At 43.5% G+C, this 21,911-nt stretch carries 15 protein-coding genes; 9 read left to right on the top strand and 6 right to left on the bottom strand.

From position 1 onward, the window contains the following. Positions 1-104: 104 nt before the first annotated feature. Both JMY03_RS01010 and dapC read right to left on the bottom strand, forming a co-directional pair. Entirely contained in the window at positions 105-863 is a 759-nt protein-coding gene (locus tag JMY03_RS01010) for an IS5 family transposase (RefSeq protein ID WP_192529359.1), read from the bottom strand. A gap of 91 nt (positions 864-954) precedes the next feature. Further along, a complete protein-coding gene (dapC, locus tag JMY03_RS01005) occupies positions 955-2,208 on the bottom strand; it encodes a succinyldiaminopimelate transaminase (RefSeq protein ID WP_201600180.1) in 1,254 nt (417 codons plus the stop codon). A gap of 266 nt (positions 2,209-2,474) precedes the next feature. Between dapC and JMY03_RS01000 the strand changes: the two genes are divergently transcribed. Next, on the top strand, positions 2,475-3,146 hold the full coding sequence (locus tag JMY03_RS01000) for a hypothetical protein (RefSeq protein ID WP_201557920.1): 672 nt from the start codon (positions 2,475-2,477) through the stop codon (positions 3,144-3,146). 22 nt (positions 3,147-3,168) lie between these two features. Here the strand turns inward: JMY03_RS01000 and glnD are convergent, their stop codons facing one another. Then, positions 3,169-5,928 (bottom strand): [protein-PII] uridylyltransferase, encoded by a 2,760-nt coding sequence (glnD, locus tag JMY03_RS00995; protein WP_201600177.1) that lies wholly within the window; start codon positions 5,926-5,928, stop codon positions 3,169-3,171. 150 nt (positions 5,929-6,078) lie between these two features. Continuing rightward, on the bottom strand, positions 6,079-6,870 hold the full coding sequence (map, locus tag JMY03_RS00990) for a type I methionyl aminopeptidase (protein ID WP_025646680.1): 792 nt from the start codon (positions 6,868-6,870) through the stop codon (positions 6,079-6,081). Between the two features lie 344 nt (positions 6,871-7,214). Between map and JMY03_RS00985 the strand changes: the two genes are divergently transcribed. The 5 genes from JMY03_RS00985 (at position 7,215) to JMY03_RS00970 (ending at position 11,010) form a co-directional block, all read left to right on the top strand. Next, positions 7,215-8,288, top strand: coding sequence for an esterase/lipase family protein (locus JMY03_RS00985; protein ID WP_201600174.1), 1,074 nt, complete (start codon positions 7,215-7,217; stop codon positions 8,286-8,288). A 27-nt stretch (positions 8,289-8,315) separates the two neighbouring features. Further along, positions 8,316-9,419: a lipase secretion chaperone gene (locus tag JMY03_RS00980; protein WP_201600171.1), complete on the top strand. Its 1,104-nt coding sequence runs from the start codon at positions 8,316-8,318 to the stop codon at positions 9,417-9,419. 173 nt (positions 9,420-9,592) lie between these two features. Then, entirely contained in the window at positions 9,593-9,724 is a 132-nt protein-coding gene (locus tag JMY03_RS13225) for a hypothetical protein (RefSeq protein WP_257785223.1), read from the top strand. A 345-nt stretch (positions 9,725-10,069) separates the two neighbouring features. Beyond that, on the top strand, positions 10,070-10,555 hold the full coding sequence (locus tag JMY03_RS00975; protein WP_201600168.1) for an META domain-containing protein: 486 nt from the start codon (positions 10,070-10,072) through the stop codon (positions 10,553-10,555). Between the two features lie 305 nt (positions 10,556-10,860). Beyond that, a complete protein-coding gene (locus tag JMY03_RS00970) occupies positions 10,861-11,010 on the top strand; it encodes a DUF2256 domain-containing protein (RefSeq protein ID WP_201600166.1) in 150 nt (49 codons plus the stop codon). A gap of 20 nt (positions 11,011-11,030) precedes the next feature. Here the strand turns inward: JMY03_RS00970 and JMY03_RS00965 are convergent, their stop codons facing one another. Together JMY03_RS00965 and metH are read right to left on the bottom strand one after the other, a co-directional pair. After that, a complete protein-coding gene (locus JMY03_RS00965; RefSeq protein ID WP_201600163.1) occupies positions 11,031-14,960 on the bottom strand; it encodes a restriction endonuclease subunit S in 3,930 nt (1,309 codons plus the stop codon). Between the two features lie 28 nt (positions 14,961-14,988). After that, positions 14,989-18,750, bottom strand: a complete 3,762-nt coding sequence (gene metH / locus JMY03_RS00960; RefSeq protein WP_201600150.1) for a methionine synthase — start codon at positions 18,748-18,750, stop codon at positions 14,989-14,991. A 556-nt stretch (positions 18,751-19,306) separates the two neighbouring features. Here metH and JMY03_RS00955 point away from each other — a divergent pair. From JMY03_RS00955 to JMY03_RS00945, 3 genes are all read left to right on the top strand, one after another. Beyond that, positions 19,307-19,861 carry a fasciclin domain-containing protein gene (locus JMY03_RS00955; RefSeq protein ID WP_201600142.1) on the top strand — a complete coding sequence of 185 codons (555 nt, stop codon included), beginning with the start codon at positions 19,307-19,309 and terminating at the stop codon, positions 19,859-19,861. A gap of 152 nt (positions 19,862-20,013) precedes the next feature. Beyond that, positions 20,014-20,964 carry a fasciclin domain-containing protein gene (locus JMY03_RS00950; protein ID WP_201600138.1) on the top strand — a complete coding sequence of 317 codons (951 nt, stop codon included), beginning with the start codon at positions 20,014-20,016 and terminating at the stop codon, positions 20,962-20,964. A 169-nt stretch (positions 20,965-21,133) separates the two neighbouring features. Beyond that, a complete protein-coding gene (locus JMY03_RS00945; protein ID WP_201600136.1) occupies positions 21,134-21,754 on the top strand; it encodes a fasciclin domain-containing protein in 621 nt (206 codons plus the stop codon). Positions 21,755-21,911 lie beyond the last annotated feature (157 nt).

Here is a 21,911-nt window from a genome sequence, read left to right as displayed (position 1 = left end):
ATTATATAAAAAATAATCCTTAATAACATTAGGGTTATTAAGGATTAGTGACCACATTGGCGCTAATGTTATTTGCCAGTTACTTGCTAGGGTGTGTATAGAATTCAAATCAGGGGCAACCAGATAAAGACACAAGCGAGCATTACCGCCGCTGCATAGCTATCTTTGAGCTTATCATATCGCGTGGCAATGCCCCTAAAATGTTTCAATCTAGCAAAAGCGTTTTCTACCAAATGACGGCAACGATACAAATACCAATCTAGTGTGTCGTTACAGCTTTTAGAGTTCGACTTAACAGGTATGACTGACTGAGCACAGTGCGTGAAGATACACTCTCTAATATCGCTACTATCGTAGCCCCTGTCTGCAATCACCGCTTTAGTCTGGTTATTAATCGTGCTAAATATCAACGCCTTTGCCATCTTAGAGTCATGTACTTGCCCACCTGACAGCTCAACATGTATAGGGTTGCCACAAGCATCGACCACTAAGTGCAGTTTGCTGCTATTACCTGCAACGCTTTTACCAATGGCCTCATCAAGATGACTGGCTGCGCCTGTACTATGCTGATGAGCTTTGACCACGCTACCGTCTATAAATAACCATTCACTATCATAGTTTGCTGTGACTATCTTCATGAGCTTTTGCCATTTACCGGTTTTACGCCAGTAACGGTATTGATGATATATGCTAGACCAATGACCAAAATAAGAAGGTAAGTCTCGCCATGGACAGCCTACTCGTATGCGGTACAACATGCCTTCAACGGTACGTCTTAGATTGGGCTTGTTATATACGTTAATTTGTCGCAATATAATAAATAGCTTGTGCCAATGTTCATCGTTGAGCTTGGTGCGAGCCATAAGTGACGCCTTGTTTCTTTGTTGTGGTAAACATTAGAGTAAGGCGTTGCTTATTTTTTTCAATGTTTTCTCAATTCTATACAGCCCCTAGTTATTTGCTATCAGCCGCGCCAGTCAGTAATTGACGAATACGCTCAATCGCCTCGCGGCTCTCTTCAACGCTTGCTACCAGTGCCATACGCACATATCCTTGTCCAGGGTTTTTACCATTGACCTCGCGGGATAAGTAGCGCCCCGCTAGAGCATGGATATTTGCTTGCTCATAAAGCGCCTTTACAAACGCTTCATCGTCGCCTGCAAATAGCTCCGGCACTTTTACCCAAAAGTAAAACCCAGCATCCGGCATCCGCAGCTCTAATAAATCGCCAAGCTCTGCCATCCACAAGGCAAATTTTTCTTTATATAGCGCTCGATTATGAGCGACATGCTTCTCATCTTGCCAAGCTGCGATAGAGGCGAGCTGATGCGGGATAGGCATAGCGCAGCCTTGATAAGTGCGATACTGCAAGTAAGACTTTAACAGGGCTGCGTCACCTGCGACAAAGCCTGAGCGTAGACCGGGCAAGTTTGAGCGCTTGGACAAGGAGTGAAAAACGATACAGCGCCTAAAATCATCTCGACCAAACGCTGTGCACGCTTGTAATAAGCCGATAGGGGCTTCGTCAAAGTACAGCTCGCTATAACACTCGTCGCTGGCAATGATAAAGCCGTATTTATCAGATAAACGCATGATAAATTCCCAATCGTCCAAACTCATCACTGAGCCTGTTGGATTGTTTGGACTACAGACAAATAGCAGTTGAGTGCGCTCCCAAACCTCAACCGGCACCGAGCGATAATCACCCTTAAAGTTATTGTCTAAGGTACAAGGAACAAAATAAGGCGTCGCCTCGGCCAGTAGCGCCGCTCCCTCATAAATCTGATAAAAAGGATTGGGCATAACCACCATCGGCGGCGACGTCTCTTCGCTATGATTGTCACTATTATTATTACTGTAGTTGTCACTATGATCGATAACCGCTTGCACAAAACTAAAGATAGCCTCGCGAGTACCCATCACGGGCAGTACTTGCTTATAAGCATCGACATGATGCAAAAAAAAGCGCTTTTCTAACCAGTGCGCTATCGTTTGCCGCAGCTCAAAAGTCCCATTAGTAGTGGGATAACGGCTTAAACTGTCCAAGTTTTGCTGTAGAACGTCCAAAACAAAGGCAGGCGGCTCATGTTTTGGCTCACCAATACCTAGCTTGATTTCGCTGTAGCTTGGATTTGGCTTACTGTTAGCGAGTAGGTCGCTCATTTTGGCAAAAGGATAAGGGTGCAGGGCTTGTAAGTTGTGATTCATAGACGTAGTAACTATAATAGACAATTAATAATAAAGTAATAAAGAAAAATAACATTAACGCAGTGTAGCACCTCTCTTATTTTTTGTCTTTTTCTTCTTATAACGTGAATGCGAATTTATTGTGCTTGAACGGCTGATCTTATCATAGCCTATTCAGTCCTACTTACAAAGCGCATTAAACGCTTCGCGTCTGATAACTTATAACAATATAAAAGATGACTGTCAGTGCCAGAGACAGAGACAGATCATTTTAAGGATAGTTTGATATGCCTAGTGCACTAGATCATAATGACTTCATCGCGACAGATATCAATAATGAAAACCTTGATACCGACTCGCAGCGTATCAAGTTGTACGCTCGGCTAAAAGAGCGTGAGCAGTGTTGGTGGCAATCTCGTCAACAGCTGATTGAACATCAAGAACAAAAAGTGTTTTGGTATGGCGAAAACAGTCTCATCATGTGGCTATTGTGGCAGCTGGTTGGCTACGTGGCGGTAGCGATGGTACTCATGTTGCTTAATAATATGATGAATATCTCGTTGACCTTGTGGCAATACATTGCTTTATTTATCTTACAGACCCTATTTTTTGTCAGTATTTTTGCGGCCAAAGGACGACTGGCCAATAAATTACAAAATGATATTGATAAGGATTATCTGCAGGGAGAGCAGGCATTAAATGAGATGATTGTACTTGCAGAAGATAGCCTCTATCCGGATGTGCATGCCAAGTCGCCGATTTCTTTAAGGCAACTGGGTGACTATCTTAATGGCGAGTTTCACCTATCAAGCTTGCATTGCTTATTACAAAAAGAAATCAAGGCTGGACGATTAATCATGGAGCAGCAGCTACTTGAAGTAGGTGTTTTGCCACCAGAGCTTGCTGATGTAGAGCTGATAGAACATGCTGACAATATAATATACAAGAGCACGTTATAAAACGTGCTCCTAATAACGTCAATTAATAGCTATAAACCACGTTGTTTTCTCTTTTGGTCGCTAGACTGGCTATCAAGGCCTCTTTTAGGGTTTCAAGCTTACTGTCAGATAAGGGCGCGTCATTTTGATCGCTAATATAAAACATATCTTCAGCGCGCTCGCCTAGAATCGTAATACGAGCCGCATGAACCTCAATTTGCTCCTGCAAAAACACCTGTCCCACTCGGGCCAAAAGTCCTGGTTGATCCAGTGTCTCTAAGCTCATGATATGCTGATCTGACGCTTCATTAAACTCAAAGTTAATCACCGTAGCCACTTCAAAATGCCTGAGCTGGCGTGGCATACGTTTGTTGGTGAGCTTTAGTACTGTTGGATCTTTAAAGGCATTAATCAGGCGCTGTTTAAGTTCTTGCTGACTGTCTTCATCGACTAACAGCGTACCGCTAGGATCTAGCAGCACATAAGAATCCAAGGCAAAGTCGCGGGTAGCAGTAATGATACGCGCATCTAATACATCAAGATTCATCTGATCGAACACCGCCATCGTAACAGCAAACAGATTTATTTGATCTTGGGTATAGACAAAAACCTGTACCGCATCCAGTGCCAGTTCACGATGTTCACGCAAAACCACCAGTGGCGGACTATCCGCATTAGAAGCAAGCCCAATCGGTGGATGGTTTAAGATGGCTTCGGTGTGCCACAAGATGTCTTCTGCAATCTCTCGCAAAAAGTACTCATCGCCCAAATCGTCCCATAGTCGCAATACTTCATCGCGATTCATGTGCTGATTATTGACATTATCTAGCATCGCGAGCGCCTGCGCACGAGTGGCACTGATCATATCTTGGCGATTGGTAGGCGCATCAATATCGGCGCGTAATATCCGCCGCGTCTGCGAGTATAACTGTTTCATTAGCGTTGCCCGCCAGCTATTCCATAGCTGTGGGTTGGTTGCATTCATATCAGCAACCGTCAGTACATACAGATGATTCAAGTGCGTCACATTACCGATAAGGTCTGCAAAGACAGTCACCACCTCAGGGTCTGAGATGTCTTTTTTCTGTGCGGTCATCGACATTAATAGATGGTAGCGAGTCAGCCAGCCAACCAAATTGGCGTCGGCTAAGCTCATGCCATGTGACAGACAGAACTCAATGGACTCTGTCTGACCAAGCTCGCTATGGTCGCCGCCGCGGCCCTTGGCAATATCATGAAACATCGCCGCCAATACCAAAATCTCTTTGCGCTCGATACGCTGAAAGATAGCGCTGACCAGTGGAAACTCTTCAGAAAACATAGGATCGGTAAAGCGGTGCAAAATTCGAATCAAAAATAACGTATGCGCATCGACCGTATAGCGATGGAACAAGTCATACTGCATGAGTCCTGTTACTTGTGCAAAGGAGGGGATGTAATTACCTAAGACGCCATAACGGTTCATCGTTCGCAGACGGTGGAACAAATAGTTTTGCTCTTTAAGATTGGCTAAAAACAGCGCTTGATGCTCAGGTGTGTCACGGTAGTTCTGATCAATACCGCGGGCTGCGACTTTGAGCGCGCGTAGCGTATGGGTGCGAACCTTGTCGATACCGTGCTGCCCCATCAGTAAGAACATCTCTAGTATCGCTTCTGGATGCTGAGCAAACACACGATGATGGGCGATAGCGATTTGATCGCCGATTTGATTGAAACGCGCATTCAAAGGGCGTTTTTTTGGGCGCTGCTCTTCAGGCAAGTGCGGCTCTATGATAGTTTCAAAATAATGATTGGTCAGCATCTCAGACAGCGTTGATATTTGCATGGCACAGCGATAGTAATCGCGCATAAAACGCTCGACTGCGGCGTTGGGCTCGTCATCAGGCTGAGTCTCGTAACCCATGAGCTGCGCGATATCACGCTGATAATCGAACAACAGCCTATTTTCATTGCGGCCGGTCAGCTCATGCAAATGATGACGTATCTGCCAGATATAACTCTCGGCAAAGCTGAGCTCATCGTACTCTTTTTCGGTCAAAAAGCTCTGCTGAACTAAATCATAGAGCTTACCGACTCGAAAATAGCGCTTAGTCACCCAGCCTATAATATGGATATCACGTAGACCGCCAGGGGCTGTTTTTATATTGGGTTCAAGATTATACTCGGTGGCATTGTGCTGTAGGTACCGGTTTTTGGCTTCCTCTATTTTGATCTCGTAGAAATCGAGCTGCGACCATAGCTTATTAACGACGGCGATAGGTGTATCTTTTAGATCGTTATTACCGATGAGTAGTCTTGCTTCGAGCAAGGAGCTGGCAACGGTATGATCATGAGCGGCCTCTAAGCACTCGTCAACGCTACGTACCGCAAGCGCAGGCTCCAAGCCAACGTCCCAAAGCATAGCAACTAAGCGATCTATTTTTGTGCTGACTTCTGTGCCGATATCATCAGGAGAGAGTAATAAAATATCGATGTCTGAATACAAAGACAGCTCACCGCGACCATAGCCGCCGATAGCAAACAGTGCCAGATCAGTCTGCTCCAATTCAAACCATAAAAACAGACTGCTTAACAGCTCATCGATAGCGCAGGCGCGCGCCGCAACTAATTGTCTGATATTGACCCCGCGCTCAAGCGCTCGGCTGATATCTTCATTGATCTGAGCTAGCCACTCAGGAATGCCTAGCAAGGACTTTTTGCTAGGGTCATTGACGACCAATAAAGGCGTGCCTGCTGACTCATCAGGAGCAGCTAATGCAGGTAGAGGCGTGATATAAACAGAGGCAACATCGCAAGTAAACATGATTGTTATTCCATAAATCAAATACTTAGAAAGCAGAAAACCGAGAGCTATAAAGCTATACTGAAGGTTGTCATACTATGTTTTTTTTAATACTATAAAGTATAAATCAACCGCAAAAAAAAGACCGCGTAAGCGATCTTTTTTAGGTAACTATTGGGTCAAAAAACTCAAATCTTCTTCAGGGCGCGTGGTAAATACTTCACAGCCATTGTCTGTTACGACCATCGTATGCTCCCACTGAGCGGACAGTTTGCGGTCTTTGGTAATCGCTGTCCACTCATCTGGCAAAATCTTGGTCTGCCAAGTGCCTTGATTGATCATCGGCTCAATGGTAAAGGTCATGCCCGTTTTTAGCTCAAAGCCTGTGCCTTTTTTGCCATAATGCATCACTTGCGGCTCGTGGTGAAACTCGTTACTGATGCCATGACCACAGAACTCACGTACGATACTAAAACGCTCAGGCTCGACCACCTCTTGAATCGCCGCACCAATATCACCGAGACGCGCGCCGTCTTTGACTACGCTCATACCCGCATACAGTGCCTTTTGCGCGACATCACAAATGCGCTTAGCCATGATAGAACCTTCGCCAACGATCCACATCTTTGAGGTATCACCGTAGTAGCCATCTTTGATGACCGTTACATCGATATTGATAATATCGCCGTCTTTAAGCAGCTTGCTTTCGGTAGGAATACCGTGACAAACCACATGATTAACAGAGGTGCAGATAGATTTTGGGAAGCCGTTATAGTTCAGCGGTGCTGGGATAGCACCTTGCTCATTGACGATATAATCATGAGCGATTTGATTTAGCGCTTCGGTACTGACGCCAACTTTGACATGCTCATCTAACATGACTAGGACGTCGCTGGCGAGCTTGCCCGCTACACGCATTTTATCTATGGCTTCAGGAGACTGAATGAGGGATTTCTTTATCATATTCTTATACTTACAGTTATAGATTTGAAGTGCTCTAATTATAGCATAAATGCTTTATTAGAGGATTGAAGAGGTTATAATTCATTATATGGAGATAATGTGCGTAAATCACAATATCTATTTAATAATCAAAAGTTGGCTATTGACTTATCAGTTTTAAAAAAAAACCAATTTTCAATTGATTATTGCAAATTATATGAGTAATGTAATTGTAATGCCAAATGGATTGGCATAGGTTTTTTGCGAGCTGCTACTGACTGCAATCAAATATGCTGTATTAAGTAGTTTGTGTTATTGAGCTTATAAAAAGACCAATTAACCTCAGTAAAGACAAGGAAGTGCTCATGACATTTAAGACAACTCTCCTCACGACCTCAAAAAACAAACTGCTGCCTGTGCTCAGTGCTTTAGGTACTAGTGCGCTATTAATGACCATGCCAGCGACCTCAGCGCAAGCGGCAGGGCAGTACTATAATTGTGCCAACGCCAATGGCTGCACGCTAGTCGATAGCAAATACTTTACCTCTAGTTATACCAAGACTCAGTATCCAGTGGTCATGGCTCATGGGCTTGGCGGTTTTACCAAGCTGTTTGGGGTCTTAGATTATTTCAACGGGATTCCTAGTGAGCTGATGAAAGGTGGATCAGAGGTGTACACCACCAAAACATCAGCGGTGAATAATAGCGAAGTCCGCGGCGAGCAGCTATTACAGCAAGTCAAAACCATCACTGCCATTTCAGGCGATCCAAAAGTCAATTTGTTTGGGCACAGTCAAGGCGGTATAGACATCCGCTATGTCGCTGGCGTTGCACCAAAATACGTCGCCTCGGTCACCGCCGTATCAAGCCCAGAGCAAGGCTCAAAAACAGCCGATTTTGTCAAAAACGTCCTTGAACCAAACAATGACACAGGTGAGCCATCAAACGTCACGACACAGCTGGTATCAGGGGTGTTTAATTTGATTGGCGGCTTTACAGATGTGGGATCAGGCATCAGTTTTAAAGAGATACAAGCGCAAGATGGCTGGCAAGCACTCATGGCGCTATCAACCGATGGTGCGGCCAAATTCAATGCCAAATTCCCCGCAGCAATGCCAACAAGTTACTGTGGTCAGCCAACCAGTACCTCTGCAAACGGTATCAAATATTACTCATTTAGTGGGGTAGGACAAGTCATGAGATCCCTTGACCCTAGTGATTATCTGCTTGCAGTAACAGGCGTACCGTTTTTATTTGATGCCAATGATGGTCTGGTCTCTGTCTGCTCAAGCCGACTCGGGTATGTGATTCGTGACAACTACATCATGAACCATTTGGATTCAGCCGATCAGGTATTAGGTTTGACCGCATGGGGCGAGTCTAAGCCCAAGTCCATTTATCGTACTCAGGTCAATCGCCTAAAAAACGCCAATCTTTAAGCTGACTTGTAAAAAGAACTCTCATCTATGTCGAATAATCGCCGTCCAGCCTATTTACCAATCGCTATCATCGTTGTGGTCATCATAGTCATCGCGGCGGCGGTGATTATGTGGTTTAAGCCAGATAGTCAACGAATGGAGACAGCACAATCAGCGTCCATTGCCTCTGCAGATACCTCTGAGAGTACGTTGTCCACTGCGCTGAATAGTGAGCAAACAGAACAAACCGCTTCAGCCCAGAACCAGTCTGCATTTGTCACTGGGTTAGAGCGTTTGCCGCGCTCATTGAAAGGCACGCAAGTGGACGGCGAAATCATCATCGATGAAAACAAGCAGTTGGTCGTTACGGAAGGCTTACGGCGGTTGTTCGATTATTTTTTATCAGCAATAGGAGAAGAGGACGAAGCCGTTATTTTTGCGCGTGTTGAGCGTTATATCCGTCACCATACCCCAGAGCCAGCTGCCAGCCAAGCGGTCGCTATCTTTGGCAACTATGTGGCGTATCTCAAAGCACTGCCAGATATAGAAAAACGCTATGGCAATCTGCAATTACAAGCGAGCAAAAGCGGTGAGCTGGATTTGAATGCCATTGCTCAGCAAAAGCAAGAGGTAGCGAGTTTACGTCAGCAGTATTTTGACAAAACCACCATCGAAGCCTTCTTTGGTGCAGAAGATAACTACGATGACTATAGTATGGAGATGGTCAGAATCAACCAAAACGAGCAAATGAGCGAGGCACAAAAACAGGCTGCCAGACAAGATTATGTGAGCCGTCTACCAGATGGTGCGATCAAAACCAATATCCTGCAGCAAGCCAATCTTAATGAGCTTATGATCCGTACTGAGCGGATGAAAGCAGCAGGTGCCAGTCCTGAAGCGCTATACAACATGCGCCGAGAGCTAGTGGGTGTACCAGCGGCCGAGAGACTGGCGCAAGTCGATCAAGAAGATGCCAATTTTGACCAGCGCTTTACTCAGTATGAAACGCAAAAGGCGCAGCTATTGAGTCAAAGTGCCGATCCAGCAGCGGCGCAAAGTCAGATCGAGCAGCTTGAGCAGCAACTTTTTGATGACGCTGAACGCAAGCGTCTGTCTGGCTATGCTGCGCTGCAAAAAACAAAGACTCAATAGATGCACTTTATTAACATTAAATAACTTACCGTAATGTAAGGGACAGGTATGCTAAAAGTGTGAATAAGCGATGGTGATTGGGAAAAGTACGATCCAATGGCTGTGGCTTTAATACAACGATAGTGATACTTTGCTAAAACCAACCGTTTATTAAAATTGTTCTAGGAGCTTATATGAAAAACTTAACCAAAGCATTGATGACTGGTATTGTCATGGTAACGGTACTCGTCGGTTGCCAGTCGATGTCAAGTATGACAGCGCCTGCGACTGAAGAGCCAAATATCACTGGTACCGATGTGATCTAAACTGAGGTTACAGCGCGTAGAAGCTACTTTATTCTTTTAACCTTTAAGACCTTGCTAATTAGCGAGGTTTTTTTGGCTAGTTCTAGAGTCAAATTTATCTTAGAGCAACTTGTTACGAGCTATCAGATGGTAACAAGTTAGCAGTTAGGTGATTAGCAGCTCAGACATCAACAAGCAAATACCGTTAGCAAAACCACTGCAAAGTGGAACAAAGCGAGGGTTAAGCATATACTTAACTAATGATGACAGTGATACTGTTGTTAGGCACAATAGTTACTCTATTTAGAAAAATAAATAACTCAAATTATTTTTAATAATTACCTTCAATGATGACTAGGAGAGACTATGAAAAACATGACTACATTAGCTATGGCTGCCACACTAGCTGTTGGTACGCTTGCCGGTTGCCAAACCACTCCTAGCGTCACTGCTCCTACTGCTCAGCCGCTAACCGTTGATGCATTAGAAGCCTATAACTGGCAGTTAGTTGATGCTAAGCGCGTAAATGGCGAAAAAGTAACTCAGCTGTTTACTATGCCAAATAATCCGCTGACTTTGAACTTCTTTAAAGACAACGGCAACCAGCGCGTCAGCTTTATGAATACCTGTAATAACATCGGTGGCACTTATCACATCGTCAATAATAATGTACAGCTAGGCAACGTCATCAGCACTATGAAGGCCTGCCCTGAACCACAAGCTAGCTTTGATACTGCTACTATGGCGACGGTACAAGGCAAATATAGCCTAAACAGAAATGCAAATAATGTACCTATCTTGACCATTCGTAATGACAATCAAGTGGCGCATTTTAAAGCTGTTGCTAAGTAGAGATTTTTTTAGTTTTGATCGGTTAATAATAAAATATAAGACCGATACTAACGCAAGATGACATTGATACCGTCAATAAAGAACGCTTTACTTTTTAAGTAAGGCGTTTTTTTAGAGAGAATTAACGATTGTATGAAGTAAGCTTGTGATGGAAAGTATTAAACTATAAGGTTATTCAATAGGTTAAAAAACACTTTAGGATTATGAATAAGTAGTGGTCAATATATAATCACTATCTCAAAATTATACTCTTGATGTAGGCTGGCGCTTTTAGCCCAGCGTCATAGATAGTAAAAGGCACCATCATGGCACATAAAAAACAAAACCTACCGCAAAAAATATGCCCCGTCTGCCAACACCCTTTTACCTGGCGCAAGAAGTGGGAAAAGGATTGGGACAATGTAATTTATTGTTCTGAGCGCTGTCGGCGAAGTAAAAAGGGCGATAAAGACTAAGTCGCCCTTACGATAGATGATTATAAATAGCTTTCAATAATGGCGTGCTTTTTATCTACGCTTGCATCAATGATGGCTTGAGCTTGTGCTATACGATTGTGAAGCTGATTTATCGTATTAACCAATTTAATTTGCTCATCAATGTTTGGTAGTGGAATTTCGAGATTTTGATAAAATCCTGCTGGTACACGACGATGACCGCTTGAGCCTGTCATGTGTTTCTCGGCTTCTAGTCTGATAGTTTCGCGGTTTAGAAAAGCGAATACATAATTACTTGAGCTAACCTTATCATCTACTCTAATGACATGGAACTCTGAACTGCCAAATCCTATGTTATTAGTCAGCCCCGTTGCTATTGCACATTTCCCGTTTTCCATACAAGGCGTGATTTTAGCAATGATAATGTCGTTTTCAGCAAAATATTTATAACTGCCTTTTTTAACATCCTTGAGCAATCTGTCTTCTTTATAATCAATATAGCCGTCTTCATTTACAGATGACATCTCAATAAAAGACACTTTTAAATTATCTCGTTTTGAGCTTATTTCACTCTTCGAAGGATTGAATATAGCAAAGTCATTCAGTTTTTTAATAGGATAGCCTTGGCTATAATATTTATTAATAGCCGTTTCTATAGTTTGGTATATTTCTTTAATGTTCTCTTTTGCCTCTTCGACTTCATCATCAATTTCTTGACAGTCACTAATAATCTGTTCTTGAACATTTATAGGCGGCAAGGGGATTTTAACTTCAGCCATGTCATTATTCATAAGCTTAGGGTTTGCAGACTGAGTGACATATTTCTTAGCTTCTTTATTCAAAGCTTCTGATAAGTAATAATAGCTAATGATTTGTTCATCATATATTTTCAGCGTGCCACATACGTTGGTACAATTAAATCTCCCAGTTCTGTAGAAACAAGTTCCTGCATATATCCCATCCGTTGTCCATGTGACATAATCACCTTCAAAGTCAAAGGTATCTATATAGCCCATAATTCCATTATCTTTAGTTTGTGAAGAATAAACTGGATAGCTTCCTTGGTTTTCATCAATATATTGATGATTAATGACTCTGCCTCTACCAATCTCACAAATATCTTTTATCTTTACCAAAGCCCATTTTGTATCTATAGAAATCTTTTTTCTAGGTATCAAACTAATCGCTTTATTAAAATCAACCACAGTAAAATCTAACATATCAACCAATCGTGCTTTAGTGACAAATGGCTCTAGTTCTTCTGGAATCAAAAATTGTTCCTGTTGGAAGTTTTGATTTATTAAGTGATTAATCTTATTAGCATCGTGTTTATCTTTTGGGTTATACAGTGGCGTATGGATATTATCCAAATTATACAGATTGCTTAATACTCGCTTATCTTCTTCCTCAAGCGCCACCTCACCACTGTCTTTATCGACGGCTTCGACATCCTCTACTTTTACACTACCTAGATATTTAATGCCTTCATTACCCTTGGCACTGCTCCACTCATAGCCCAAAAACGCTTTCATCTCTTTGGTCTTGCTTGGGCTTTTAATAATAAGCACAGGCTGAGGATTGAGACTGGCAAGCACAAAATAATAGACTTTGTCTTGTTCAGCTGCTTTTAGATAATTGATCAAACGCTTGCGCAGTTCAGCTTTTTGCTCATCTTTAGAGAGCGCTTTAAACGACTTATGTTTTTTGAGGTTTTTAATCTCTGACCATTTATCAAACTCTTTGACATAACTGGCAAAATATTCGTTATCTAATAGCGCCTGGCTTGGGTTGCCAGCTAGTAGCGTTTTGTAGTCATCAGCGTCCAGCTCAAGATGGGCGCAGTAGTCATCAATAAAGTGACTGTCCGCAAAAACCTCACTGGTATCTACCGCATCATTATTGGATACACTTGCTTGCACAGGGTTAAACCAGCGATTGACGCGTTCTGCATAGTGATCAGCTTCGACAGGCGCATCCGTGGTTTTACGGCGCAAAAATAGCGTCACTGTATTCGTGCCCGTTTTGCCAAAAGTACCGCTACCAAATTCGGCTATCGCTATGATATCGAAGTATTTTAATAAGATTTCACGAGTCGCAACATAGACGTTTTTAGAGGTAGAGGTACTAGCCGCCTTACCTTTAGTCAGAATGGAGGAAGGTACAATAATAGCCGCAACGCCGCCCGTTTTTAGCAGTTGTTTGGCACGCTCAATAAAAAACGTCTCAATACTGTTATTGACGGTATAGCTTTTCTCATCGATATACTTAAGCAGCTCATATTGTCTGCGCTCGCTAGGCTTTAGCGTATCCAAAAAGCCCTTAACACTGTAGGGCGGATTGGCGACCAACACCGAGTAACTATTATTTTTGATATCGTCATTACTGCCTAGCGCATCGGCATAAATGATATTGATATCATCTTGACCATACATGAAGGCGGAGACTTTAGCCACCTTTGAGAGTCGGTACTCTTTTTCAATGCCAGTGATACTATCGTAATATTCTGCTAGGTTTTTATCAGGATCGTCTTCAATAGTAGGTCTTATCGAGGTGGCATACTCGTTTAAAAAATGCCCTGCACCGCAAGCATAGTCAATCACTTTGGGTATATCATCCGAGGTGGCAATGAGACTGTCCAAAGGCAGCGCGTTCATAATAAACTTCACAATCGGCATCGGGGTAAAAAACTGCCCTTCGGACTGCTTAACACCTTGGTCAAGAAAGCCTTCGAACATATCACCTAAGAATTGATTTTCTTCATTGGTTTTTAGGCGAATATCTTGCAGCATTTTGACGATTTTGAGCAGTACCGCTGAGTTTTGCCCGAATAGCCTTTCGTTATGAACATCGATAAAAGCAAAGTCATTATTGGTAAAGAACTTCAAACGGCGGAACATTGCCTTAATTGCCTTTTGCGTCTCTACGGGGTCATTTTTATAAAATCGAAAAGCGGTCTCAACCTCATCATCGCGCACGTAAGTGACGTCTTCATCTAAGAACTTTTTCATACCTTGTTGATACAGCGCTTGTAGGCGGTCTTGCAAATCAAAAGGGCTGTCGTAGCTGATACCTTTCCAGTGGAACTTTAGGTCTTGCGGGTTGTTGGTTTCATCAACGATTTTGCAAAGAAACAAGTTGACCAGCTTATCAAAGGCATTTTCGCGCCCTGAGACATTATGCTGGCGCATGATAGTCGCAAACTCATTGTATTTACCTTGAATATCACTGCTACTGATAGTATCCAAATCTTCTAATGAATAGTTTTTCTTACCTATAAAGTAAGGCTGAATGTCAGGCTCAAACAATCCGCGCGTGGTATAGTCGCTTTGATAAGTTTCCTTCCATGTGGCTACGATGTCCTCAACATTACGCAATTTGCTATCGGCATAGGTTAATACTGGCTCGTCGCTTAATTCACTAAGCTCATGAATCAAACTTTCATTATCGTTAAGTGAGATGAGGTAGTAATCAGGTTTGACTTGCTCATCAACCCAGTTAGAGGCATACAGACAAATAAATTGAGTCGTACTCGTTTGCTTCACATAGCTAAAGAGCTGACCGCCATCTTGAAGCGTTCGATTCCATGCCTTACTAAACTCATTGCCAGCTGTTTTACATTCGATAATTAGTAAAGTGTCACCTTGATTATCTTTAATTAGAACATCGGCGCGTCCACCGCTGGCACCATGACCTACTTGCCATTTTGGTTCAAGCTCAATATGTTCAGGTTTATACCCTTGAGCTAATAAACGATGCACACATTCGAAGACAACAAAGTTTTCATTTTGCGAAAAGTTACAAGTTTGCCGCTCATTAACAGTCAGCCCTTCATCTTCTGGGTAAATCAACTCTTTTTTGTTGAAGTCAACTTTTAGGTAAGCGCTATTAGCATAGCGATGGATGAAAATATCGCTGCTCTCTTCAAAGTCTAAATATCTAAGTATGTCTTTGAAATTGCTTTTATCTATCATTTATAGTGTCCATTTAAAAATATTTAACCTAAGCCAAATTCGGATTTAACCACTTCTCAGCCGTCTTTATATCCCAGTCTTTCCGCTTGGCATAATCCTCTAACTGATCTCGGCCGATTTTACCGACGTTAAAGTACTCGCTGTCTGGATGTGAGTAATAAAAGCCACTGACCGAAGACGCTGGCCACATTGCATAGCTTTCAGTTAGCGTCGTGCCGATAGCGTCCACTGTACCCAGCCAATCAAACAATTTGCCTTTTTCCGTATGCTCAGGGCAAGCCGGATAGCCCGGCGCTGGGCGGATACCGACGTATTTTTCTTTGATCAACTCATCGTTGGTTAGAGTCTCATCAGCCTGATAGCCCCAATACTCTTTACGGATTAACTCGTGCAAGTGCTCGGCAAAGGCTTCAGCTAGGCGGTCAGATAGTGCTTGTACCATGATCGCGTTATAATCGTCGCCTGCCGCTTTGTACTGCTCAGCGAGGTCTTCGGTGCCAACGATCGACACCGTAAAGCCGCCGATATAATCGTTAGAGTCCTGTAACGGCGAGATAAAGTCGGCCAAGCTAAAGTTTGGCTTACCGCTGGCTTTGTCCGACTGTTGGCGCAAGTGCTCAAAGGTATGGGTTGGCTGTCCGCCGTCTTCCAGCGCGTTATCATAGACGGTGACGGTATCTGCGCCAGTGCGTTTGGCTGGAACAATTTTAAACACCCCTTTAGCGGTGATTAACTTTTCATCAATCATTTTTTGCATCAGGTTTTGCGCATTATCGAACAGATCACGCGCCGCTTCTCCAACGACCTCATCTTGCAAGATTTTTGGATACTTACCTGCCAGACCCCAAGAGATAAAGAACGGCGTCCAGTCGATATAAGGGAGCAGCTTATCGATAGGGTAGTCGTCCAATATGACCTGACCAAGTGTATTCGGCACAGGCGGGGTATAGTTGTCCCAATCGTATTGAAAACCACCCTCAACTGATTCAGCATAAGTCAGCTTCGCCGCTTTGGGTTGACGCTTCGCGAGACGCTCGCGGACTTTGATATACTCTTCGCGGGTCTCATCGATGAGACTTTGACGGTTGTCTTTGGAGAGCAGCTTAGTCACCACGCCGACTGAGCGCGAGGCATCAGAGACATAGATGACCGCATCGTTTTGATACTGCGGTTCGACCTTGACGGCCGTATGCGCTTTCGACGTGGTTGCGCCGCCGATCATCAAGGGTAGGGTCATGCCGCGCTCTTGCATTTGCTTGGCGACATAGACCATCTCATCGAGACTCGGGGTAATCAGGCCCGATAGGCCGATGATATCGACTTTCTCTTTGATAGCGGTATCGAGAATGGTCTCGCACGGCACCATCACGCCCAGATCAAGGATGTCGTAGCCATTACAGCCGAGGACCACGCCGACGATGTTTTTACCGATATCATGGACGTCGCCCTTGACCGTCGCCATCAAGATTTTACCTTTGACTTCGCCCTCGACTTTTTCTGCTTCGATATACGGGTTGAGCCAAGCGACAGACTGCTTCATCACGCGCGCCGATTTGACCACTTGCGGCAAAAACATTTTACCCGCACCGAATAGATCACCGACGATATTCATACCGTCCATGAGTGGTCCTTCGATAACGTCGAGTGGTTTGGGGTATTTCTCCCATGCTTCTTTGGTATCGGCTTCGATAAAGGTGGTGATGCCTTTGACTAGCGCATGAGCGATACGCTCTTCTACTGTGCCTTCGCGCCAGCTCATATCGACAGTGCTGTCTTTTTTCTTACCGTCGTTTTGGAAGTTTTCAGCGACGCTCATTAGGCGTTCAGTCGCATCTTGGCCACTCTCACCTTGATTGCGATTGAGCATGACGTCCTCAATCGCATCGCGAGCTTCCTTGGGGATATCGTCGTATATCTCTAACATTGAGGGGTTGACGATACCCATGGTTAGACCGTTTTGAATGGCGTGGTAGAGAAAGACCGAGTTGATGGCTTCACGAATCGGGTTACCACGGAAGCTAAACGAGACGTTAGAGACGCCGCCTGACACCATAGCATTAGGCAGATTCTCTGTGATCCATCTGGTCGCGTCAATAAAGTCGGCGCCGTAGTTATTGTGCTCGGTGATACCGGTTGCGACCGCAAAGATATTGGGGTCAAAGATGATATCCTCAGACGGGAAGCCGATATCATCAACGAGTACATCATAGCTGCGCTGACAGATTTCAATTTTGCGCTCAAGACTATCGGCCTGACCGTCCTCATCAAAGGCCATGACGATGATCGCCGCGCCGTAGCGCATACACAGCTTGGCATGACGCACGAACTCATCGTAGCCTTCCTTTAAAGAGATGGAGTTGACCACGCATTTGCCTTGCGCGCGCTTGAGGCCTTCTTCGATAATATCCCATTTTGACGAGTCAAGCATCAACGGCACACGGCTAATATCCGGCTCACCCGAAACTAGGTTGACAAAATGAATCATCGCTTGCTTAGAGTCGAGCATGCCCTCGTCCATGTTGATATCGACGATTTGCGCGCCGCCCTCGACCTGATCACGCGCGACATCTAACGCTTCGGTATAAGCTTCGGTTTTAATCAAACGCAGGAACTTCTTTGAGCCTGTGACGTTGGTACGCTCACCGACATTGACAAACAAGCTGTCAGCATTGATGGTAAATGGCTCTAGCCCAGACAGACGGCAGGCAGGGGCAATCTCTGGGATAGCGCGCGGCGGGTAGTTAGCCACCATCTCTGCGATTAAGCGGATATGCTCAGGGGTGGTACCACAGCAGCCACCAACGATGTTTAAGATGCCCGCTTTGGCAAAGCCTTCCAATAGCGCCGTAGTTTCTTCGGCGGTTTCATCATATTCACCGAACTCGTTTGGCAAGCCGGCGTTTGGATGGGCTGAGACATATGTGTTAGCAATGTTTGAGAGTGTTTGAATGTGCGGACGCAGTGCATCGGCACCGAGTGCACAGTTAAAGCCAACGGATAATGGCTTGGCATGACGTACTGAGTTATAGAACGCCTCCGCCGTTTGACCAGATAGTGTACGACCTGAGGCATCAGTAATCGTACCCGAAATCATAATAGGCAGCTCAAAGCCAATATCATCAAAGACGCCCGTAATGGCAAAGATTGCCGCTTTGGCATTGAGCGTATCAAATACCGTCTCAATCAAGATAATATCGACGCCGCCTTCAATCAGCGCCAGTGTCGCCTCACGATAATTATCGACGAGCTGATCAAAGGTCACGTTACGGTAAGCAGGGTCGTTAACGTCAGGCGATAGCGAACAAGTGCGTGAAGTGGGGCCGATGACGCCGGCGACAAAGCGCGGTTTATCAGGGTTCTTTGCGGTGAAGGTATCGGCAGCCTTACGTGCTATCTGCGCTGCGGTCTTGTTCAGCTCTGGCACCAGATATTCCATATCGTAGTCGGCCATCGATAGCCGCGTACCATTAAAGCTATTGGTCTCAATAATATCAGCGCCAGCGGCTAGGTGGTCATGATGGATATCGGTAATCATCTGCGGCTGACTCAGCACGAGCAGATCGTTATTACCGCGCACATCTTGCTCGATATCGGCAAAACGCTCACCGCGATAATCATCTTCTTCCAATTTGTAAGTCTGAATCTGCGTGCCCATCGCACCATCAAGCATCAAGATACGCTTGGTCATCTCAGCTTCGATACGCGCGCGAGCCGTGAGCTGTTGGTCTTTATAGGGGAATACTTTAGGCGGTGTTAGCACAAAATCATTAGTCGTGGTTTTTGAAGTCATAGGAGAAGCACTTATATCATGAAGTCTAAAAGAAAAGAGTAGCGGTCTAATAAAAGTAAATGTAGGCATATTAACATGAAAAGTAAACCACTCATGGATCACTTAAGCGCAGTTTCTATGACTTTAATTGTCTAAGGAGTCAATAAAAAGATATAGGTGCCTGTTTCGTTCAACTGTCTCTCAAGGTATTCGCTAGATAAGCGAGTGCTAAATAAAACGGTTTTGAATAGATATTATTTCGACTCTTGATATTGTTTCTCAATATTAATGGTTATGTCGACAAAATTTCATAATGAAATGAATACTTCAGCATCTGCCTAAAAATTGAGCAAAAATTACACTGGCATTACAAAAAGTAGCGTAACAACAGATTTATACAGAAATTCTATATGTTAATTTAATTTCAGAAGGATTGTTCTTACATAAGGTTTTCTTATAAATCAGCAACTATTAGATCTTTGGTTTGATTTTAGAACATTTTATGATAGTGCACCTTTTATAAAAGCAAGCCAACTCCTAGCTATTAGGAGATACTTCACAATTAAAGGATATAATTATGAAAATGACTAAACTAGTAACTATCGGTGCATTAGCAGTATCTATGGCAGGTCTTTCGGCCTGTAATAACATTATGCCAGCCAAAACTGCTCCCATGAAAGCGCCTGTAACTACGCAAAATATGGCAAAAATGAATGTTGTACAAGTGGCTCAGAGCGACGCTAACTTCTCGATACTTGTAGAAGCGGTGCAAGCAGCCGGGCTAGCAGGTATGTTATCTGACCCTAATGCTAACTATACGGTATTTGCTCCAACCAATGCCGCTTTTGCGCAAGCACTAGCAGAGACTGGTATGACTAAAGCTCAGCTATTTGCCAATAAGCCATTACTAAAAAAGATATTAGCTTACCATGTGGTCAGCAGTGATATGCCTATGTATGCCAAAAACGTTATGCCAGGCAATGTTACGACCGCCAGTAAAGATACGCTAGTCGTTACCCCGCAAAAAATGCTAATGGATGAAAACGGTCGTATGGCGACTATTATTAAGACTGATATCGCAGCAACGAATGGTGTAGTACATGTCATCGATAAAGTGCTACTGCCAGAATAACTCATTGCAATAAGCTTGATAATGTGTGTTTAGCGTAATAATTGACGATACCAATGTCGAATACATTTGATGTTGGTATTATTCTTAAGTACTTATTTTGATCATAGTTAGTTTTATCGAATGAATCAGTTTTAACTTATAAGGATACTATCATGTTAAAAAGGACTTTTTTATCTTTAGCTCTCGCCATGACTGTGCTGCCATTAGCAGCTTGTAATGACGATGATGATGATTTTTCGGCTGTCGTACAAGTTCCTACCCAAAATATTACTGAGATTGCAGCAGATAATGATAACTTCACTATTTTGACTGCTGCTTTGAAGGCGGCTGATCTTGATGATGATTTGATGTCTATGGATACCGAATTTACTGTTTTTGCACCAACAGATGATGCGTTTACTAATCTGTTGACTGACCTAGACATTTCAGCTGAGGAACTCCTTGAGAACGACGATCTTCTTAAAGAGATTCTAGCATATCATGTAGTAGCAGAGGCTAAGGTTACGGCTAGTGATATTCCTTTTGGCGACAGCATTGAGACTCTAAATGGACAAGCCATTATTGTCAATGATGATAACTCTATTAGTGACGCTAGCGGTAATATGGACTCTGACCTTATTCAGACTGATATTCTAGCAACTAATGGTGTCGTCCATGCTATCGATGAGGTGCTTATTCCTTCGACTGACTCTATTGTCGAGCTAGCAATGCAGACAGGTAATTTGAGTATACTAGTAGAGGCAGTCGTAGCGGCAGGTTTAGCAGATACTTTGTCTGATGAAGATGCTAATCTTACCGTTCTTGCTCCTACTAATGCAGCTTTTGCAGATCTATTAGTTGAGCTAGGAGTTACTAAAGAGCAGTTGTTAACTAACAAAACGCTCCTAACAGAAGTGCTTACTTATCATGTCATTGATGATCGCGTCTTTGCTTCTGAGATAATGTCAGGTCAACAAGAGATGCTAAATGGTAAAGAGATTACTTTTGACAATGATAATGTCATTCAGGACCTATTAGGTCGAAAAGCAAATATTATGGCTACTAATATACAAGCTAATAATGGCGTGGTACATACTATAGATAAAGTACTGCGCCCACAATAAGCCTAAACTTCATATCATTACCTATACATAGTACTGGCGATTTGATGTGTTACTCTCAAACTTGAATTGCTATCGTTAATTAAGACAGCAAGTATTGTGCAATTAGTTATGTTTAGTCATGAACGTTATTCATAGCACCACTTATATACTAATTAGAAAGGATACTATTATGTTAAAGAAGACACTACTATCTCTAGCGGTCGCTACTTCTGCCTTGACGCTAGCAGCCTGTAACGACACAGAAACGGTTGCCGATCCAGTAGAGCCAGAAGTGACTACGACTGAAGTCACTGAAACAGAGGTGATGGTTGATCCTGCTGCTGAAACCGATCCAATGATCACTGAAGATCCCATGATGGACACCATGGCGACTCAGTCTATTGCGGAAATCGCAGCAGATAACGAGAACTTAACCATTCTCACCGCCGCCTTACAGTCAGCAGGCTTAGATACTATGCTGATGGACGCAGGGGAGTATACGGTATTTGCACCTACTGATGATGCTTTTGTACCAGTACTAGATGCGTTAGGCGTTACCAAAGAAGAGCTATTAGCGAATACTGAGTTATTAAACGAAGTACTTCCTTATCACGTTGTCCCTATGGTAGTTACTGCTACTGAAATCCCGTATGGTACGGATATCGAGACTGCTAATGGCGAGACAATCTCTATCAGCGACGCTAACATTATCACTGATGCGACGGGTAACACAGCAAATATCACTGGAACTGATATCATGGCGACTAATGGTGTGGTCCATACTATCGATACAGTACTTATGCCTGAATAGTCTCTAGCAGACCTTAAGCAAATTTTTATAGTGTAACTGTATTTAAAGAAGTCATTTAAAGAAGCTATTTGAAAAAGCTCAGCCTCAAAGGCTGAGCTTTTTTTGTGTGTTAATCAAAAAAAATAAAAAGTAGCCATAAAAAAACTCGCAACCTAAG

The sequence above is a fragment of the Psychrobacter submarinus genome (assembly GCF_904846685.1).
Lineage (GTDB): Bacteria > Pseudomonadota > Gammaproteobacteria > Pseudomonadales > Moraxellaceae > Psychrobacter > Psychrobacter submarinus.
This window is presented reverse-complemented; position numbering and strand designations above follow the sequence as displayed.

Excerpts from the sequence above, each read along its gene's own strand:
- JMY03_RS01010 (WP_192529359.1), bottom strand. The coding sequence starts at position 863 with ATGGCTCGCACCAAGCTCAACGATGAACATTGGCACAAGCTATTTATT.
- dapC (WP_201600180.1), bottom strand. The coding sequence starts at position 2,208 with ATGAATCACAACTTACAAGCCCTGCACCCTTATCCTTTTGCCAAAATG.
- JMY03_RS01000 (WP_201557920.1), top strand. The coding sequence starts at position 2,475 with ATGCCTAGTGCACTAGATCATAATGACTTCATCGCGACAGATATCAAT.
- glnD (WP_201600177.1), bottom strand. The coding sequence starts at position 5,928 with ATGTTTACTTGCGATGTTGCCTCTGTTTATATCACGCCTCTACCTGCA.
- map (WP_025646680.1), bottom strand. The coding sequence starts at position 6,870 with ATGATAAAGAAATCCCTCATTCAGTCTCCTGAAGCCATAGATAAAATG.
- JMY03_RS00985 (WP_201600174.1), top strand. The coding sequence starts at position 7,215 with ATGACATTTAAGACAACTCTCCTCACGACCTCAAAAAACAAACTGCTG.
- JMY03_RS00980 (WP_201600171.1), top strand. The coding sequence starts at position 8,316 with ATGTCGAATAATCGCCGTCCAGCCTATTTACCAATCGCTATCATCGTT.
- JMY03_RS13225 (WP_257785223.1), top strand. The coding sequence starts at position 9,593 with ATGAAAAACTTAACCAAAGCATTGATGACTGGTATTGTCATGGTAACG.
- JMY03_RS00975 (WP_201600168.1), top strand. The coding sequence starts at position 10,070 with ATGAAAAACATGACTACATTAGCTATGGCTGCCACACTAGCTGTTGGT.
- JMY03_RS00970 (WP_201600166.1), top strand. The coding sequence starts at position 10,861 with ATGGCACATAAAAAACAAAACCTACCGCAAAAAATATGCCCCGTCTGC.
- JMY03_RS00965 (WP_201600163.1), bottom strand. The coding sequence starts at position 14,960 with ATGATAGATAAAAGCAATTTCAAAGACATACTTAGATATTTAGACTTT.
- metH (WP_201600150.1), bottom strand. The coding sequence starts at position 18,750 with ATGACTTCAAAAACCACGACTAATGATTTTGTGCTAACACCGCCTAAA.
- JMY03_RS00955 (WP_201600142.1), top strand. The coding sequence starts at position 19,307 with ATGAAAATGACTAAACTAGTAACTATCGGTGCATTAGCAGTATCTATG.
- JMY03_RS00950 (WP_201600138.1), top strand. The coding sequence starts at position 20,014 with ATGTTAAAAAGGACTTTTTTATCTTTAGCTCTCGCCATGACTGTGCTG.
- JMY03_RS00945 (WP_201600136.1), top strand. The coding sequence starts at position 21,134 with ATGTTAAAGAAGACACTACTATCTCTAGCGGTCGCTACTTCTGCCTTG.